Annotated in this window: 16 protein-coding genes; 10 read left to right on the top strand and 6 right to left on the bottom strand. The window is 61.5% G+C overall.

The annotated features are described in order from the left end of the window. Positions 1–110 precede the first annotated feature (110 nt). Complete coding sequence (locus tag AB8B31_RS18515; RefSeq protein ID WP_166480791.1) at positions 111–899, bottom strand: creatininase family protein; 789 nt, start codon at positions 897–899, stop codon at positions 111–113. An 85-nt stretch (positions 900–984) separates the two neighbouring features. On the opposite strand from AB8B31_RS18515, the gene AB8B31_RS18510 reads away from it, so the two are divergent. The 3 genes from AB8B31_RS18510 (at position 985) to AB8B31_RS18500 (ending at position 3623) form a co-directional block, all read left to right on the top strand. After that, a complete protein-coding gene (locus AB8B31_RS18510; protein WP_018243593.1) occupies positions 985–1497 on the top strand; it encodes a MarR family winged helix-turn-helix transcriptional regulator in 513 nt (170 codons plus the stop codon). Between the two features lie 117 nt (positions 1498–1614). After that, the gene (locus AB8B31_RS18505) at positions 1615–2637 is read left to right on the top strand and encodes a LacI family DNA-binding transcriptional regulator (RefSeq protein ID WP_003542973.1); all 1023 of its coding nucleotides are present in this window, start codon (positions 1615–1617) and stop codon (positions 2635–2637) included. Between the two features lie 29 nt (positions 2638–2666). Then, a complete protein-coding gene (locus AB8B31_RS18500; RefSeq protein WP_166480792.1) occupies positions 2667–3623 on the top strand; it encodes a 2-hydroxyacid dehydrogenase in 957 nt (318 codons plus the stop codon). 69 nt (positions 3624–3692) lie between these two features. On the opposite strand, the gene AB8B31_RS18495 is transcribed toward AB8B31_RS18500, so the two are convergent. Beyond that, positions 3693–4472, bottom strand: a complete 780-nt coding sequence (locus tag AB8B31_RS18495; RefSeq protein WP_018243591.1) for a gamma-glutamyl-gamma-aminobutyrate hydrolase family protein — start codon at positions 4470–4472, stop codon at positions 3693–3695. A 293-nt stretch (positions 4473–4765) separates the two neighbouring features. Between AB8B31_RS18495 and AB8B31_RS18490 the strand changes: the two genes are divergently transcribed. After that, complete coding sequence (locus tag AB8B31_RS18490) at positions 4766–5872, top strand: TRAP transporter substrate-binding protein (protein WP_018243590.1); 1107 nt, start codon at positions 4766–4768, stop codon at positions 5870–5872. Positions 5873–5956: 84 nt separating this feature from the next. Here AB8B31_RS18490 and AB8B31_RS18485 read toward each other — a convergent pair whose 3' ends face one another. Next, a complete protein-coding gene (locus AB8B31_RS18485) occupies positions 5957–7450 on the bottom strand; it encodes a TRAP transporter large permease (RefSeq protein ID WP_047622405.1) in 1494 nt (497 codons plus the stop codon). A 21-nt stretch (positions 7451–7471) separates the two neighbouring features. Continuing rightward, complete coding sequence (locus AB8B31_RS18480; RefSeq protein WP_047622406.1) at positions 7472–8011, bottom strand: TRAP transporter small permease subunit; 540 nt, start codon at positions 8009–8011, stop codon at positions 7472–7474. A 329-nt stretch (positions 8012–8340) separates the two neighbouring features. Between AB8B31_RS18480 and AB8B31_RS18475 the strand changes: the two genes are divergently transcribed. The 6 genes from AB8B31_RS18475 to AB8B31_RS18450 all read left to right on the top strand — a co-directional run bounded on the left by AB8B31_RS18475 (position 8341) and on the right by AB8B31_RS18450 (position 15111). Further along, entirely contained in the window at positions 8341–10644 is a 2304-nt protein-coding gene (locus AB8B31_RS18475; protein ID WP_439007486.1) for a putative bifunctional diguanylate cyclase/phosphodiesterase, read from the top strand. A 142-nt stretch (positions 10645–10786) separates the two neighbouring features. Beyond that, on the top strand, positions 10787–11539 hold the full coding sequence (locus tag AB8B31_RS18470; protein WP_003542957.1) for an N-acyl amino acid synthase FeeM domain-containing protein: 753 nt from the start codon (positions 10787–10789) through the stop codon (positions 11537–11539). Between the two features lie 244 nt (positions 11540–11783). Beyond that, positions 11784–12008 (top strand): aa3-type cytochrome c oxidase subunit IV, encoded by a 225-nt coding sequence (locus AB8B31_RS18465; protein ID WP_018243586.1) that lies wholly within the window; start codon positions 11784–11786, stop codon positions 12006–12008. A gap of 155 nt (positions 12009–12163) precedes the next feature. Then, positions 12164–13312, top strand: a complete 1149-nt coding sequence (locus AB8B31_RS18460) for a Re/Si-specific NAD(P)(+) transhydrogenase subunit alpha (RefSeq protein WP_130653060.1) — start codon at positions 12164–12166, stop codon at positions 13310–13312. Then, positions 13312–13710: a proton-translocating transhydrogenase family protein gene (locus tag AB8B31_RS18455; protein WP_003542949.1), complete on the top strand. Its 399-nt coding sequence runs from the start codon at positions 13312–13314 to the stop codon at positions 13708–13710. Before AB8B31_RS18460 ends, AB8B31_RS18455 begins: the two co-directional genes overlap by 1 nt. A gap of 6 nt (positions 13711–13716) precedes the next feature. Then, the gene (locus tag AB8B31_RS18450; protein WP_018243584.1) at positions 13717–15111 is read left to right on the top strand and encodes an NAD(P)(+) transhydrogenase (Re/Si-specific) subunit beta; all 1395 of its coding nucleotides are present in this window, start codon (positions 13717–13719) and stop codon (positions 15109–15111) included. Positions 15112–15199: 88 nt separating this feature from the next. Here AB8B31_RS18450 and AB8B31_RS18445 read toward each other — a convergent pair whose 3' ends face one another. Together AB8B31_RS18445 and AB8B31_RS18440 are read right to left on the bottom strand one after the other, a co-directional pair. Continuing rightward, complete coding sequence (locus AB8B31_RS18445; RefSeq protein WP_018243583.1) at positions 15200–15682, bottom strand: DUF992 domain-containing protein; 483 nt, start codon at positions 15680–15682, stop codon at positions 15200–15202. Positions 15683–15782: 100 nt separating this feature from the next. Then, complete coding sequence (locus AB8B31_RS18440) at positions 15783–17438, bottom strand: sensor histidine kinase (RefSeq protein WP_131703336.1); 1656 nt, start codon at positions 17436–17438, stop codon at positions 15783–15785. Positions 17439–17740 lie beyond the last annotated feature (302 nt).

The raw sequence follows: 17740 nt of genomic DNA, 5'->3' as shown, positions 1-17740 counted from the left end.
GGATCGGCTGCTTGAACGGTTGGTCTCATATAATGGCTTGAGCGTGGCAGTTCAAAGGGTTTTATAATGTTATAAGATCACATCGTTTGCACGGCGCTGACGACCCATATTTACCGCAGTTGAGTGATGTCGAATGCATCGACATCCTCCAGCAGTTCCACCAATCCTTTGACCGAATGCGCAATCAGCGCCTCACCCTTTTGCGCCGTCGAAGCCGCGGCGTTGCCCGCCACGCCTTCCGTGTTGAGATCCGACATCTTCCAGCCGAAGGCGTGCGGCCCGTAGGCGCGCAGATGCTTGAAGCGCCCGGCGAATTCCGTCTGTCGCGAGGGAAAGTCCGCCGCCTTCGCCATATCAACCTTGTCGGGATGAAGCGCCAGCATCACCGAGGTCTCGATATCGCCGCCATGGATGCCGATCGCCTTTTCCTCCGACGTGATCACGCCATCCGGCACGCCGAAACGGGTCCAGCTCGTTGCCACCGCCAGCATGGCAAAGCGGACCCGCGCCTCGGTCGCGACGACTGATATGACGGATGAATTGCCGCCATGGGCATTCAGCATCACGAATTTACGGATGCCCTGCTTCGCCAGGCCTTCGGCGATGCCGAGCCAGCGGTTTACCGCTTCGTCGAAGGCAAGCGTCTTCGTTCCTTCAACGTCCATATGCTCAATGGAATAGCCGATGGCTTCGGCGGGCAGGAAGGTGACCGGCAGGCCGGCGGGCAAGGCTATCTTCAATCGCCCGGCAATGCCTTCGGCAATCAGCGTGTCGGTTTCGAAGGGCAGGTGAGGGCCGTGCTGTTCATGGGCGCCAAGCGGCAGCACGGCGATCAGGTTGCGCCCATCAGGGGCAAAGGCCGGGTTGCCGTCCTCGAAGCGCGGCGAAGGTGTCATCATCCGGTCGTTACCTCTTGTTTATGACGAGATCCTGCGCAATGTCATATCGCAGCGGCGTCGGGGCTTAAAGATCAAAGGGATGGCTATGGGAAAGAAGCGCAAGGACGGCAAAAAGAACAAGTCCAAGAAGAAGGACCAGACCGAGTATACGCTCGTCGATCTCTCCCCGGCTCTGACCCAGGCGGCGCGTTCCATGCGGACGGTGCTGTCGCGCAACCTGCTGGAAAGCGGCCTTTATGCCGGCCAGGATGGTGTCATTCTGTTGCTTGCCGAGAGCGATGGTATGACGGCCGGCGGCCTTGCCCAGAAGCTCGGCGTCAAGGCGCCGACGATGACGCGCACGATCGGCCGCATGGAGGCGCAGGGCTTTCTAGAGCGCAAGCCCGATGCCGAGGATGCACGCCTGACCAAGGTCTACCTCACCGACCTCGGCCGTGGCAGCGTGCAGGGGATCGAGATGGCGGCTTCGGCCTGCGACATGCTGGCGACGCAGGAGTTCTCCGAGAAGGAAATTCGCAATCTTGTCCGATTGCTGAAGGCGATCGATGCCAATCTGCAAGCCGAAGCCATTCATATCGAAGAACCGGACGAAGACTGAAATTTCCCCGAAAGACGAATTGCTTCCACCGATTAAATCTTTTAATTAAACATTTTAAGGGCCGCGCCGGTTTGACGGCGGGGTCTTGCTGCTTACGTGCTGCCTGGAGGAGGACACGTGGTCCAGAAGATCAAGCTTTCGACTATTGCCGAAACGCTCGGCATTTCAACGGCGACCGTATCGCTAGCCTTACGCGACAGTCCGCTCGTCGCCGGCAATACCCGGGAGAAGATCAAGGAGCAGGCGCGCGCGCTCGGCTATATCTACAATCGCCGTGCCGCCAGTCTTCGCACCTCGCGCTCCGGCATCATCGGCGTCGTCGTGCACGACATCATGAACCCCTTCTATGGGGAGATCCTGAAGGCGATCGAAAGCGAGCTCGACCGCAGCCGCCACACCTTTATCCTTTCCAACCATTACGACAATGTCGAGAAGCAGCGCACCTTCATCGAGACGCTCCTGCAGCTCGGCGGCGACGGCGTCATCATGTCGCCGGCGATCGGTACGCCGCCTGAGGACGTGCAGCTGGCGGAAGACAACGGCATGCCGGCGATCCTCGTCGCCCGCTCGATGGAAGGACAGGACCTGCCGACCTATCGCGGCGACGACAGCTATGGCATCTCGCTTGCCACCAACCACCTGATCGGCCTGGGTCATCGCTCGATCGCCATGATCGGCGGCACGGACCAGACATCCACCGGCCGTGATCGCTACCAGGGTTATGTCAATTCGCTGCGCAAGGCCGGCATCGAGGTCGATCCGAACCTGCGCATTCCAGGTCCGCGCTCGAAGCAGGGCGGTTTCGAGGCTGCAGTGCATTTCCTTTCGCTGCCGCAGAAGCCGACCGCAGCGGTCTGCTGGAACGATCTCGTGGCGATCGGCCTGATGAACGGCATTGCACGCGCGGGCCTGGTGCCGGGACGCGATATTTCCGTCACCGGTTATGATGATCTCGAGGAGGCCTCGATCGCCACCCCGGCGCTGACGACCGTCTGGAACGGTCAGGCCGAGGTCGGGCGCCTGGCAGCCCGGGCGCTGCTCGATCGCCTTGCCGGCAGCCATGAGCCTGATGGCATGCATCTGATCAAGCCGGAAATGCGCATTCGCCAGTCCACCAGTCCCCATCGGCCCCGCGCCTGAACCACGACCGCCATCCAAGAGGAAAAGCCATGTCCCGCATCGCCATTCTCGTTCCTGGGAAGATACATGAGCGTGTTCTCGAAAGGCTGAAGGATCGTTTTGAGATTATTGCCGTCGCACGCGAGGAGAAGCTTGCGCTGGACAGCGAGACCGCCGGCCGTATCCGCGGCGTCGCCGTTTCCGGCTCCTTCCCGGGCGCCTGGATGGAGCAGCTGCCGCATGCTGAAGTGATCGCCAATTTCGGTGTCGGTTATGACGGCGTCGACGTGAAACATGCTGCCGAAAGGGGCATCATCGTCACCAATACGCCTGATGTGCTGAACGACGAGGTCGCCGATACGGCGATCGGCCTGCTACTGAACACGGTTCGCGAACTGCCGCGGGCCGAAGCCTGGCTGCGTGCGGGCAACTGGAAGCCGGGCACGGCCTATCCGCTGTCGCGCTTCTCGCTCAAGGGCCGCCATGTCGGGCTTTATGGCCTTGGCCGCATCGGGCTCGAAATCGCCAAGCGGCTGGAGCCGTTCAAGGTGAAGATCAGTTATCACGCACGTTCGCGCCATGCCGACGTGTCCTACGATTATCACCCGACGTTAAAGGGGCTGGCGGAAGCGGTGGATACGCTGATCGCCATCGTTCCGAAGACGCCGCAGACGCACAAGACGATCGATGCGGATATTCTGGCAGCACTCGGCCCTGACGGCATTCTCGTCAATGTCGGCCGTGGCTGGACGGTGGACGAGGCGGCGCTGAGTGCCGCCCTTGCCTCCGGCGCGCTCGGGGCTGCCGGCCTCGACGTCTTCTATGAAGAGCCGACCGTGCCGGCCGACCTGTTGGAACCGACCAACGCCGTGCTGCTGCCGCATGTCGCCTCCGCATCCGTGCCGACGCGCAATGCGATGGCCGATCTCGTCGCCGACAATCTCATTGCCTGGTTCGAGAAGGGTGCGGCTTTGACGCCGGTGCCGGAGACGCCGCAGAAGGCTTAGGCGCGGGTTGGTTCGGCGGACGATGCTTGCTGCCAAGCAACAGACATAGCGCTTCGCGGGCGCCTGGAATCAGGCGATCGCCTGCGCGGAGATGACCGGCAGCTTGGCAGCGGCATAGGCGCGGACGGCGTCGCCGAAAGCGGCGAACAGCTGGTTCGAGGACTTGTCGGTTTCAGCCCAATATTCCGGATGCCATTGCACGCCGACGGCGAAAGCCTTGGCGTCGATAACGGAAACGGCCTCCACCGTGCCGTCCTCGGCGATCGCTTCCACCTGCAGGCGTGGGGCGGTTCTGGCGATTGCCTGGCGATGCAGGGAATTCACGCGGATCTCGCCCGGACCGAGAATGCCTGCGATGCAGGAACCTTCCTTGACGTGGACGGTCTGGCGAATGGCGTACATGCCGTCCCGGTCGACGCCTTCCGGCCGGCGATGGTCCCAGATTCCGGGCTGCTCCTGGATCTCGCTTGCCAGCGAGCCGCCGAGGGCGACATTCAGCTCCTGGATGCCGCGGCAGATGGCGAGCAGCGGGATGGCGCGGTCGATGGCGCGGCGGATGAGCGGCAGGCTGGTGGCGTCGCGGGCGGGGTCGAAGGGGCCGTCCTTGTCATTCGCCTCGGCACCGTAGAGGGAGGGATGAACATTGCTGGCCGAACCCGAGACCAGCAGGCCGTCGACGCGGTCGAGGATCGCGTCGGTATCGTAGCCCTCCTCGAAAGCGGGGATGATGAAGGCCATGACACCGGATGCGTTCAATGCGGCGCGCAGATATTGATGCTGCACGGCATGCCAGGTCGCGCCGTCGAAGCTGCGGATATCGGCAGGAATGGCAACGATCGGTTTCGTCATATCAGCCCCGGTCAAAATCTTTATTCTCGTCGTTTCTTCCGCCTGAACGGCCGTCAAGTCAACGCTTGGCTGTATCAGGCGGCCAAATTGCGACGGAAGCGGCGCTCTGCCTTTCCGGTTTACCGCTAAGCCGCTGATTCTGATGGATACGTGCGCGTTGCCTTATTGCCGTCTTGATGCCAAAGGCTAATAGACTAAAGCTTGAATCGCGGCTTGCGCCATGCTTAGCTTTGCCCTTGCTGCGGGTAGGGGTGAGATTGGCCGCGCAGTGTCATCTATATGGGAGGTTTTTGATGGATCGTCGTTCGTTTTTCAAGAAGGCGGGAACCGCCAGCGCCGGTGCGGTTGCCGCAACGGCATTGGCAGCGCCTGCGATCGCGCAGGAGAATCCGAAGATCGCGTGGCGCATGACGTCGTCGTTTCCGAAGAGCTTGGATACGATCTATGGCGGAGCCGAGGATATCGCCAAGCATGTTGCCGCCGCGACGGACGGCAATTTCACGATCCAGCCCTTCGCGGCCGGTGAAATCGTGCCCGGCCTGCAGGCCGTCGATGCCGTTGCCGCCGGTACGGTTGAGGCAGCCCACACCACTTCCTATTATTTTGTCGGCAAGGACCCGACCTATGCCATCGGAACGGCCATTCCGTTCGGGCTGAACAGCCGCCTGACCAATGCCTGGTACTATGAAGGCAACGGCAATAAGCTGATGAACGAATTTTATGCCACACAGGGCATGTATGCGCTGCCGGCAGGCAATACCGGTGCGCAGATGGGCGGCTGGTTCCGCAAGGAAATCAACACGCTCGATGACCTCAAGGGTGTCAAGATGCGTATTGCCGGTCTCGCCGGCCGCGTCATGGAGAAGGTCGGCGTCATCCCGCAGCAGATCGCCGGCGGCGACATCTATCCGGCGCTGGAAAAAGGCACGATCGATGCGGCGGAATTCGTCGGCCCTTACGACGACCTGAAGCTCGGCTTCCACAAGGTGGCGAAGTACTACTATTATCCCGGCTGGTGGGAAGGTGGCCCGACGGTGCATGGGTTCTTCAATCTCGAAAAATGGAGCAGCCTGCCCAAGCATTATCAGGCAGCGCTGACTGACGCCTGCGCTTTCGCCAACACCAACATGCTGGCGAAGTACGACACGAAGAACCCGACCGCGCTGAAGCAGCTGGTGGCGGAAGGCGCGACGCTGCGCCCGTTCAGTCAAGAGATCATGGAAGCCTGCTTCCAGGCGGCGACGGGCATCTACAGCGAAATCTCGGGCACGAACCAGTATTTCAAGAAGATCTACGACGACCAGACCGCCTTCAAGCGGGATGCCTATCTCTGGATGCAGCTGTCGGAATACACCTTTGACACGTTCATGATGATCCAGCAGCGGGCCGGGAAGCTTTAAGGCTTTCCGCCGGCAGGCTCGGCGCTTCAGACGAATGCGATGCCAGAACCCCGGATTTCCGTCCGGGGTTTTGTTTTTGCTGGACTATTTTGCCGGTGGCGGCGGTGCTCCCGGCAGGCCGTTCAGTGGCGGCAGGGTCAGGCCGGGGATCTGCGGTGAGCCATTGCCGCCGCCGCCCATCGGCGGCAGGCCGAGCTGGCCGCCGAAGCCCGGGACTTCGATCTTGATCGAGTTCGGGTCGACCTTCGGACCGTGATCCAGCCAATAGGTTACCGATTGCGGCCAGAAGATCACGATCGCCACCAGGATCAGCTGCATGCCGACCCAGGGGAGAGCACCCATGTAAATATCCGAGGTCTTGACGTCCTTGCTGGCGATGGAGCGCAGGTAGAAGAGCGCGAAGCCGAAGGGCGGGTGCATGAAGCTCGTCTGCATGTTGACGCAGATCAGGACGCCGAACCAGATCAGGTCGATGCCGAGACTGGAGGCGACCGGTGCGAGCATCGGGATGACGATGAAGGCGATCTCGAAGAAATCGAGGAAGAAGGCGAGCACGAAGATGAAGATGTTGACGAAGATCAGGAAGCCGACCGGGCCGCCGGGAATGCCCGACAGCATGTGCTCGATCCAGCGCGAGCCGTCCATGCCCTGGAAAACCAGGCTGAAACAGGTGGAGCCGATCAGGATCATCACCACCATGGAGGTGATGTGCGTGGTCGATGCCATGGCCTCGCGGATCAGCGGCCAGGTGAGGCGCCGGTTCATGGCGGCAAGCAGCATCGCGCCGACGACACCGAGCGCGCCTGCCTCTGTCGGCGTCGCAAGGCCCATGAAGATCGTGCCGAGCACCAGGAAGATCAGGACGATCGAGGGCACCATGCCCATCAGCACTTTCACGAGCAGCGCCCAGTTGAAGTCGCCGCGCACCTCCTTCGGCAGCGGCGGCATCGATTTCGGCCTGATGATCGACAACACCAGGATGAAGAGCACGAAGATCGTCACCTGCAGGATCGAGGGGCCGATCGCGCCGAGATACATGTCACCGACCGACCTGCCGAGCTGATCGGCAAGAACGACGAGCACCAGCGAGGGCGGGATCACCTGGGTGATCGTGCCCGAGGCGGCGATGACGCCGGTGGCAAGGCGCGGATTGTAGCCATAGCGCAGCATGATCGGCAGCGAGATCACCCCCATGGTGATGACGGAGGCGGCAACCGTTCCGGTGATCGCGCCCAGCACGGCGCCGACGAGGATGACGGCATAGGCGAGGCCGCCGGGAACGCCGCCGAAGAGTTTGCCGGTGCCTTCGAGCAGATCCTCGGCAAGCCCGCAGCGCTCCAGTATCGCGCCCATGAAGGTGAAGAAGGGGATGGCGAGCAGGAGGTCGTTGGAAAGGATGCCGAAGAAGCGCAGCGGCAGAGCCTGCAGGAAGACTTCGCCGAAATGGCCGGTGACGATGCCGACGATGCCGAAAAACAGGCCGACGGCGGCGAGCGAAAAGGCGACCGGAAAGCCGTAGAGCATGAAGATGACCATGCCCAGGAACATGGCCGGCGGGATGATGCCGAAATCAAACAAGTCCGTTTCTCCCAGCCCGCGCTACTGCAGCGGTTTTTCGTATTTTGTATCGATGCTGATATGGCCGGTAACGGCTGCGATCCGCTTGATCAGTTCGGAAACCCCCTGAAGGGAAAGCAGCGCGAAGCCGGCGACGAGGATCAGCTTGACGGGCCATCGGATGAGCCCGCCGGCGTTGCCCGATATTTCTCCCTGCTGGTAGGACAGTGCGAAGAACGGCCAGCAGATCCAGGTGAGGAAGACGCATGCGGGAAGGAGGAAGAGGATGAGGCCGACGATGTCGATCCAGATCTTCGCCCTGTCGGAAACCGAACCATAGATCAGGTCGACGCGGACATGCTCGTTGTTGCGCAACGCATGCGAGGCGCCGAGCATGACGACGAAGGCGAAGAGATACCACTGGATCTCAAGCCAGCCGTTCGAACTGTAGTTGAAGGCATAGCGGACGATGGCGTTTCCGGCGCTGATCAGACAGCAGAACAGCACCATATATTCGGAAATTTTGCCCATGAACTGACTGATCGAATCGATCAGCCGGCTTGCTGCCAGAAGTACCGACATTCGCCTCCCCTTGTTCTTGTCCTGCCGGTTTTCCGGCAGCTTTTCCCTCTTGCAATCGATGTAGACCACGGCCTTTGAAATTGGAAGGATAAATGCCTCGCGTTGGAGTATAGTCTTAGATGCACCGGCCCCGCGGTATGGCCATCAAATATTTCGACAACCCAGGCGTGGATAAATTATTTCAATAATCTCGCCAGTAGGCTGTATTGACGCGCGTAAGCTGTGCGGTTCATCCTATGGTTTTAGAAAATTTGACCAAATGTTTGATTCCATTGAAATCAATTTTTAAAGGGTTGGGCTTAGAATTCCCGCGCACAGGGAAAGTGTGGATGAAGCCAGATAACCCGAACAGGGTCCCTTTAGATGTGTATCTGTCGTTTGTGAGTTCCCTTTCCGGGAACCGCATGACGCTGCTTGCTGGCGTGATCGTGCATGTTGCGACCTGCCTTGCCGTTGCTGCCAAGACGCAGTCCTTCGTCTACATCCTGCTGTCGGTCGCCTTCCTCCTGGTCTTCTGCGTTCGCATGGTCGTCTTCCGGCAGTTCGATCGCGTCGACAAGGAGAGCCTGTCGCACGTCGGGATCGAGCGTTGGGAAAGGATCCTGGTTGCCGGTGCGGCCTGCACCACCGCGCTGCTTGGCATCGCCAGCGGATACGCCATCTTCGTGGTCCACGATTCCTTTGCGGAACTTGCCTGCATTGCCGTCACCATGGCGACCATGGTTTCCGTTGTCGGCCGCAATTACGGTTCGCGCCTGGCGGTCGACCTCCAGACCTTCTCCTGCTGTCTGCCGATGATCGTCTGCAGCCTGTTGGCGCTGGATTTCTATCGTGGCCTGCTGTCGATCTTCCTCATTCCGTTCTGGCTGACGACGCGGGCCATGGCGAACGGCGTGCGCGAGTTCCTCTATGAGAATGTCATCGCGCGCCGGGAAATCACCATCATCGCCGACCGCTTCGACACGGCGCTCAACAACATGCCGCATGGCCTGGTCATGGTCGATGCCGAAAACCGTATTCAGGTCGTCAATCGGAAGGCCTGCGAGCTTCTGAAGATCGGTGCGCCGGAGCGGTTGAAGGATCGCGAACTTGGCGCCGTGCTGCGCTACGGTGCGCGCTACAGCTTCATGGACGCCTCGCAGCCGGAGCTCATTCTGCGCCAGCTCACCCAGGTGGCCGAAGGTAACCTATCGCGGACGCTCATTCATTTCCCCGAGGGCCTGTCGCTCGAATTCTCCGCGAGCCGAAGGGCCGACGGCGGCGCCGTGCTGATCTTCGAGGACGTGTCCAGCCGGGTGAAGGCCGAGCAGAAGATCATGCACATGGTTCGCTTTGATGCGCTGACGGGCCTGCCGAACCGCGAATATTTCGGCCAGCTGGTGCAGGAGTATCTCGCCAAACATCAAAGGAAGTCCGGGCCGCTCGGCTTCATGGTCCTCGATATCGACGAATTCAAACATGTCAACGACATGCGCGGCCACGTTACGGGCGACCACCTGCTCTGCGCCATCGCCGCCCGCATCAAGCAGGCCTCCGGGAACGCCATCCTCGGCCGGTTGATGGGAGACCAGTTCATCCTGTTCTTCCCGCATGCCAAGGAACCGGCTTCGCTCGACGTCGAGATCCGCCGCGTGCACGCCGCAATCCAGGGCAATTTCGCGGTCGACGAGCTGACCTTCCTGGTTTCGCTCAGCGCCGGCTACGCGATTCTCGAAAGTGCCGCGTTTGCGATGGATGAATGGAGCGTCAAGGCGGATCTGGCGCTGTTTGAAAGCAAGTCGCGCTTCAAGGGCGGCATATCAGGCTTCGAGCGGGAGATGGATGGCCGCTATATCGAGCAGCAGAAGCTGAAGGCGGATCTGCGCGATGCGGTCTCGGCGCAGGCGCTGCATCTCGCCTTCCAGCCGATGTTCCGGTCCGACGGCTCGCGGATCGAATGCGCCGAGGCGCTGGCGCGCTGGGTTCATCCGGAGAAGGGCTCGATTCCGCCCGACGTCTTCATCCGGCTCGCCGAGGATATGGGCATCATCTCCGACATCACCCGCTTCGTCCTGTTCAAGGCGTGCAGCGAATGCATGAACTGGCCGGAACATATCGCCGTCTCGGTCAATCTCTCGGCGCGGGATCTGCGCGATGCCGATATTCTTTCGGTGGTCGCCGAAGCACTTGCCCATTCCGGCCTCGACGCAGCGCGGCTGCATCTCGAAGTCACCGAAAGCTGCCTGATCGACGAGCCGGCGGCCGTGCGCGCCATCCTGGCGGAGCTCAGGGCCCGCGGCATCACCATCGCTATCGACGATTTCGGTACCGGCTTCTCCAGCCTCAGCTATCTCGACACGCTGCCGCTCGATATCGTCAAGATCGATCGCTCCTTCGTGCGCAACATCGTCGAGGATAACCGCCGCCTGAAGCTGCTGCGCGGCACGGTCCATCTCGCTCGCGAACTGGGCCTGAAGATCGTCATCGAAGGCGTCGAAACCGAGGAACAGCTCGCACTGCTCAACAAGCACCGCAGCGCCGATCTTGTTCAGGGCTACGTTTTCTCGCCGCCGGTGCCTTCCCAGAATATCCCGCTGTTGCAACACGGCATCGGCCGCCGCGTCGTGCAACGCCGCCGCAGCAAGGTCGCCTGAGCGGTCTCAACGGACAGTTTTCCCCCTGAAGAGCGCGTTCCGCGTTAACCTTAACGATTTAAAAACGGCCGAAATTATCGGATTTCCTTGCCTAAATGTTGCTGGCGTATGATTAATGATCCGTTAACGAGCGGATCGAGAAATGTCAGAGACACTGTTCAAGCGTAGTGATTTCAGCACAAAAATTTTGGAAGTTTTGGATCATGTCGAGTATCGCCGCGTCGAAAGCAGCGAAGACATGGAGCAGGTAGAACGGTTGCGCTACAAGGCCTATAAGGCCCATGACGTGCTGGCGCTCGCCCCGAAAGGGCTGCTGGACGACAGCGATTTCGATAGCCACGCCTATATCTTCGGTCTGTATTATTATGGGGAACTGGTCAGTACGATCCGGGTTCATTATGTGACACCGGAACATCGTCTCAGTCAGTCCGGTGGCGCCTTTCCCGAGGCGATGGATGAACTTCTGGATGCGGGGCTGACCTTGATCGATCCGGCGCGTTTCGCAGCCGACCCCGAGCTCACCGCCGATCTGCCGTGGGTTCCCTATCTGACGCTGAGGCCCACCATCGTGGCGGCGGCGTATTTCCGTGCCGACCGCGTTCTTCAATTCGTTCGGCCGCCGCATGCGGCCTTCTACAAGCGGGTCTTTTATGCCGATACGGTCGTGCCCGGCCGGCTGGCGAAAAATTACGGGATCGACATGACGCTGATGGCGACGAATGTGATCGAGGTCGGACGAAAGCTGCTGACGCGCTATCCCTTCTTCATCTCCAGCGCCAGCGAGCAGCGCATGATGTTTTCGCGCAATCCCAACGACACCTTGCCGCCGCTCACCATCATTCCGACGGCGCGTTTCGTGCCGCAAGGCGAACTCGGCACCGACCTGCCGCTGTAATTTGCCCTCGTCCCCGACGGCGAGAGATCTTCGCCGAGGCAAAATGACGTGGACGGCGGACGCAGGCGATATCGGCCGTCCTCAGGTCATATTCCGGGCCTCTGACATGGCGGTTGCCACACGCGCCTGCGGCATTCTCATGCATTGCGCTTTTGCCTGTCATTGTGTAATCCCTGCACGTAGGGATTTCCCTCGCCTAGAGGGAAATTAGGCAGCGCAGAGGCATTTCAGGGAGACGATATTTATGGCCGAACATCATACCGGACCGGTCGAGACCGGCGCGCCGATGGATTACAAAGAACATGAAAAGACCTACGACATGTTCATCGCCGGCGCGAAATACGGCTCGATGCTTCTCATCGTCCTCCTGCTTGCGATGACCGCCGGTTTCTTCGGCGGCGCCGGCCTTCTCGGCGGCCTCTTCGTCTTCATCATTCTTCTCGCCGCCGGCATCTTCCTGTTCCGCTGACCGCGTGGATTCAGAGGGTCAGAGCGTCCTTTGTGCGTCCGAAAGGACGCACGGCGCTCTGAGGGGAGGAGAGCTTCTCTGAAGCTTTGTGAATTAGATGCTTGGCCCGCGCAGGGGAGCCTGCGGCGGTCTGGCTGACCCGGAGGAGGGGGCAGTTGGGCAATATCGTTTTCGTTGCAAGGGAAATCACGGGCGAGGAGACACGTGTCGCCGCCTCCCCCGAGACCGTGAAGAAGATGAAGAGTTTCGGCTTCGACGTCATCGTCGAAGCCGCTGCTGGTGCAGCTTCACGCATTCCGGACGGAGAATTCGAGGCCGCGGGTGCCAGGATCGGCATTTTTGCGGATGCAGCCTCCGCCGACGTGGTCTTGAAGGTGCGCCGGCCCAGCGGATCGGAAATCTCCGGCTATAAAAGCGGCGCGGTCGTCATCGCCATCATGGATCCCTACGGCAATGACGAAGCGATCGCGGCTTTGGCAAGCGCGGGGCTTTCGGCTTTCGCGATGGAACTGATGCCGCGCATTACCCGCGCCCAGTCTATGGATGTGCTTTCGTCCCAGGCCAATCTCGCCGGTTACCAGGCCGTCATCGAGGCGGCGGCGGTTTATGACCGCGCCATGCCGATGATGATGACGGCGGCCGGCACCGTGCCGGCCGCCAAGGTCTTCGTCATGGGCGCCGGCGTCGCGGGTCTTCAGGCGATCGCGACCGCGCGCCGCCTCGGCGCGGCGGTCTCGGCCACTGACGTTCGGCCCGCCGCCAAGGAGCAGGTCGCCTCGCTGGGCGCCAAGTTCATCGCCGTCGAGGACGAGGAGTTCAAGGCGGCGGAAACGGCCGGCGGCTATGCCAAGGAAATGTCCGCCGACTATCAGGCGAAGCAGGCGGCTCTGGTCGCCGAACACATCGCCAAGCAGGATATCGTCATCACCACCGCGCTGATCCCCGGTCGTGCGGCGCCGCGGCTCGTTTCGCACACCATGCTCGCCTCGATGAAATCAGGTGCGGTCGCCGTCGACCTTGCGGTCGAGCGCGGCGGCAATATCGAGGGTGTCGTCCCCGGCGAGATCGCCGATATCGAAGGCGTCAGGGTGATCGGTTTCGCCAACATGCCGGGCCGGGTTGCGGCCAGCGCCTCGGCGCTCTACGCCAAGAACCTCGTCACCTTCCTCGAGACGATGGTCAACAAGGAAACCCGGAGCGTCGTCGTCAATCTCGACGACGAGCTGGTCAAGGCGACGATGCTGACCTATGCCGGCGACGTGGTTCATCCCGCCTTCGGCGGCGCGAAGAAGGGAGACATCTGATGGCCAGTGAAGCAATGGACAGAGCGCTGGAGCAGCTCGACCAGGCGGTGACCGCCGTCATCACGGCGGCGGCCCAGGCACCGGAAGCGGCAAGTGCTGCGACCGGCGGGGCGATCGATCCCTTCGTCTTCCAGCTCGCCATCTTCGTATTGTCGATCTTCGTCGGCTATTACGTCGTGTGGTCGGTGACGCCGGCGCTGCATACGCCGCTGATGGCCGTCACCAATGCGATCTCCTCCGTCATCGTCGTCGGCGCGCTCCTGGCGGTCGGCATCTCGACCAGCGGGCTTGCGACCGGTTTCGGCTTCGTGGCTCTCGTGCTCGTCTCGGTGAACATCTTCGGCGGCTTCCTCGTCACGCAGCGGATGCTTTCCATGTACCGCAAGAAGGACCGGTGAGGACTGATGACCAATATCGCAGCCTTCCTCTACCTCGTCTCCGGCGTGCTCTTCATCCTGGCGCTGCGCGGCCTGTCGCATCCGGCCACCAGCCGCAAGGGCAATCTCTACGGCATGATCGGCATGGGGATCGCGATCCTGACGACGCTGGTGCTGGCGACCCCGAATTTCGGCGGCTTCGTGCTGATCATCCTTGGCCTTGCCATCGGCGGCAGCGTCGGCGCCTATGTCGCCCGCACCATCCCCATGACCTCGATGCCGCAGCTCGTCGCGGGTTTCCATTCGCTGGTCGGCCTTGCCGCCGTGCTGGTCGCGGCCTCCGCGCTCTACACGCCTGCTTCCTTCGGCATCGGCGAGATCGGCCACATCCACACCGAGGCGCGCATCGAGATGGCGCTCGGCGTGGCAATCGGAGCGCTGACCTTCACCGGCTCGATCATCGCCTTCCTGAAGCTTGACGGACGCATGTCCGGCAAGCCGATCCTGCTGCCCTATCGGCATGTGATCAATGCCAGCCTGCTGGTGCTGATCGTGCTCTTCATCATCGGGCTTGCCGTCACTGAAAGCCATTTCGACTTCTGGGCCGTCGTGGCGCTGTCGCTGGCGCTCGGCGTTCTGCTGATCGTGCCGATCGGCGGGGCCGATATGCCGGTCGTCGTCTCGATGCTGAATTCCTATTCGGGCTGGGCCGCGGCCGGCATCGGCTTCACGCTCGGCAATCTGGCGCTGATCATCACGGGCGCGCTCGTCGGTTCTTCCGGCGCGATCCTCTCCTACATCATGTGCAAGGGTATGAACCGTTCCTTCGTCTCCGTCATCCTCGGCGGTTTCGGCGGCGAGACGGCGTCTGGCGGACCTGACACATCAGACAGGACGGTCAAGCTCGGCTCGGCCGAGGATGCGGCTTATCTGATGGCAAACGCATCGAAGGTCATCATCGTGCCGGGATATGGCATGGCGGTCGCCCAGGCCCAGCATGCGCTGCGCGAGCTCGCCGACAATCTCAAGAAGAACGGCGTCGAGGTGAAATATGCGATCCACCCCGTGGCGGGCCGTATGCCCGGCCACATGAACGTGTTGCTCGCCGAAGCGAATGTTCCCTATGACGAGGTTTTCGAGCTCGAGGACATCAACTCGGAATTCGCCCAGGCCGACGTCGCCTATGTCATCGGTGCCAACGACGTCACCAATCCGGCGGCGCGCGACGACAAGACCTCGCCGATCTACGGCATGCCGATCCTCGACGTCGACCGGGCAAAGACCTGCCTCTTCGTCAAGCGCTCGCTCGGCTCGGGTTATGCCGGCATCGACAATACGCTGTTCTACAAGGACGGTACGATGATGCTGCTCGGTGACGCGAAGAAGATGACCGAGGATATCAACAAGGCGATCGCGCACTGATCGACGCAGATACAGCCGCCCTTCGGGCGGCTGTTTGATTCATGCGGCAGGCCACGGCAGTCTGCCTTGGCCGGGCCGGCCGCTTTCGTCAGGTCTCCCCCGGCACGAGCGTCATCTTTTCGACGCCGATCGCCAGGTTCAGGCCTTCCTGAGCCTGGACGTTCAATGGCTGCAGCATGAAGGCCTTGTTATTGCCGCCGGCGATGACCTTGGCGCCGGCCCCTGCACCGATGCTCGCATCGGCACCGATCCCGTAATATTCGCCGGCAAGGGCGAATTGCGGAATATCCGTCCCGGTCTTTGCCAGCACCTGCCAGATCATGACGCTCTTGCCGGTCTGACCGATATCGAGGCCGAATTTCTCGATTTTGCCGGCATAGACCGCCTTGGCGCCGCCGGCCGCCGGCGTATAGGTGCAGATGAGGTTCTTCTGCGAGGTGACGATCAGACCTTGGCCGCCATCCGATCCGCAGACAAGACGGCCAAGCGTGACATAGTTTTCCGCGCCCGCCGGGCTCCCCCAGGCAGCGGCCGTCAGTGCCGCGGCTGCGATCATCGTTTGCTTGAACATGGTCTTTCTCCTTTGGAACGACCTGTCCGAAACGGGTGGAGGTAGCGAATGTTCCGGGCGCGGATTCAAACTTAACGCGTCTGAAGAGACGCGCGGCGCTCTATTCCCGCTCCAGCGTGGCGCGCTGCGCCGTCAGTACCCATAACAGGCCTTCGGGCCGGAAATCGATCTCAACCGTGCCGCGAAAGGCGGAGGCGGCATGGGCTTTGATAACGGTCGTGCCGAAGCCCGAGCGCGATGGCTGCTCCGTGACCGGCGGGCCGCCTTGCTCTTCCCAGGTGAAGCGGAGCAGGGCATCCGGCTTGTCTTCCTCCTTGAGGTCGCGCCATGCGAAGCGGACCCGGCCTTGCGCTACGGAGAGCGCGCCGTATTTTACCGAATTGGTGGCGAGTTCATGCAAGGCGAGGCCGAGATTCTGCACGGCATCCGGCTTCAGCACGAAGTCTTTGCCGCTGATGTCGATCTGCTCGCGCGATTGCGGGAAGGCCTGCAGATGGATGTCGACGACCCGCCGCAGCGACACGCCTCCCCATTGTTCGCTGGTCAGGAGCTCGATCGAACGCACCAAACCCTCGAGCCGGTCGGCGACGGCGGCGCGGAAGGACTCGACGCTGTCGGACTGCTTGGCGAGCTGGCGCATCATTGCCTGGGCAAGCGTCAGAAGATTCTTGGTGCGGTGGACGAGCTCGTGCATGACGAAACGCAGCCGGTCCTCGGTCTGGCTACGATCGAAAGAGGCATTCGAAAGGGCAATCGCCACCTGGTTCGCCTCGATGACGCTGGTCTCGACTGGCGAGACGATATGGCCTTCGCCCATGCGGTTCGCCATGTCGGCGATATCGCGGATGGTGGTGCGCACCTGTCTTGCGACGGCATAAGCGCCTAGCACGGCGACGAGCACCAGTGCCACGCCGCCGATGATGAGGAAACGCCAGGTGCTGAGGATCGATGCCTGGGCGATCGGTCCCCAGATCACCGTCTTCCACGACCAACCGGGAATTTGGGCATAACCGAGGAGCATGTGCGGCAGGATTGTCTCGTCTTGGAAGACGCCGCGGGACACGGTGAGCGCCGGCAGAATGCGCGGGTCGAAGGGCGTGCCGGGTTCGAGGTTGGCAGGGCCGGTGGCCGCGACGACGTGGCCGCTCTCATCTATGACGGCGGCCGACCAGCCGGGCGCAAGGCCCTCGGTGGTCACGAGCTTGCCCAGATCCTTGGCGTCCTGCGTGATGATAAGGGCCGCGACCGGATCATTCTTCCGTGGCAGGGTGACGTTATAGACCCATTCGCCGCTGGTCCGGCCGCGAAAGACGTCTGATGCCTCGATGCGACCAGAAGCCATGACCGCTTCGAGGGCTGTCATGTTCGCCGTCTTGCCAAGCGGCGTGCCGAACGCCCGACGCGTGTTCAACAGCTGCTGGCCGGTGCGGTCGACGGCAATGACGAAAAGCGTGTTGTCTCTGAGGGCCGTTTCCGTGCGCTCGTGGAAGGAGGCGAGATTGCCGTTTTCAAGCTCGGGCGAACTCGAAAGCAGCCGCAGGGTCGTCGCCATGTCCTGAAGCTGGCGGTCGATGATGCGTGAAAGGGCAAGCGCATCCTGGGCCGTCTCGCGCTTCAGCGTCGAACGCTGGTTGTCCTCCAGCTGTAGCAGAAGCAGCGCCACGAAGGCGAAGATCGGCAGTGCGATCGCCACCGCCATGGCGACGAGGTAGGTTCCGATCGAGGCTTTCGGAAAGAACAGCGCGACGATCTTCATCTGTCGCAATTCAAAATGTTACAGCGCCCTTTGCGCCTCTGAAAAGACTCGCGGCGCTGTAATGCGCGTGGCCCGCAACGGTTTTCGCTTGCGGCCAGGACAGCAAAGATCCGCATCTCTCGCAAATCGCCCCCAACACGTGTTCGACCGCTCGATAGCGGGCTATCGAAGCAGGTCCATGTTAGGGGGAGCAAGAGCAGGTTGCAACATACTATGACAGGCATCGACGACGACGGACGCTTTTTCGGCGTCTCGTCTTAATGTCGGTGCGCCGCCTTTGCGCCACGTCGCTTCCACTGCCT

Origin of the sequence: Rhizobium sp. 62_C5_N11_2 (genome assembly GCF_051811185.1) — a bacterium.
GTDB classification, from domain to species: Bacteria; Pseudomonadota; Alphaproteobacteria; order Rhizobiales; family Rhizobiaceae; genus Rhizobium; species Rhizobium leguminosarum.
The sequence above is the reverse complement of the archived record's forward strand: the minus strand, read 5'-3'. Positions and strand labels throughout refer to the sequence as shown.